The organism is Acinetobacter sp. Colony158 (assembly GCF_019264745.1).
GTDB lineage: Bacteria > Pseudomonadota > Gammaproteobacteria > Pseudomonadales > Moraxellaceae > Acinetobacter > Acinetobacter ursingii.
Genome location: NZ_CP078523.1, coordinates 3,101,214 through 3,101,492 on the forward strand (window position 1 = coordinate 3,101,214; position 279 = coordinate 3,101,492).

The window sequence follows — 279 nt, forward strand, 5'->3', positions numbered from 1 at the left end:
ATTTATATATTAAATTCAAAAAGTTGAGGAACAAACCCATGTCAAATGTAGAATTTACAGATATTGCCACTTTACGTCAAAGAGCACGTCAACATGTTGAAGAAGGTGCTGTAACAGAAGGTTATTCAGCAGATCGCGAAGAAATTCTGAAATTACTCAATGAAGCACTCGCAACTGAACTGATTTGCGTTTTACGCTATAAACGCCATTATTTTATGGCTCAAGGCGTCAAAGCCTCGGTTGCTGCTTCTGAGTTTTTAGAGCATGCAAATCAGGAAG

At 38.0% G+C, this 279-nt stretch carries 1 pseudogene; it reads left to right on the forward strand.

From position 1 onward, the window contains the following. Nucleotides 1-38: 38 nt before the first annotated feature. A pseudogene (locus tag JR005_RS15005) lies at nt 39-279 on the forward strand (bacterioferritin); the annotation flags it as partial.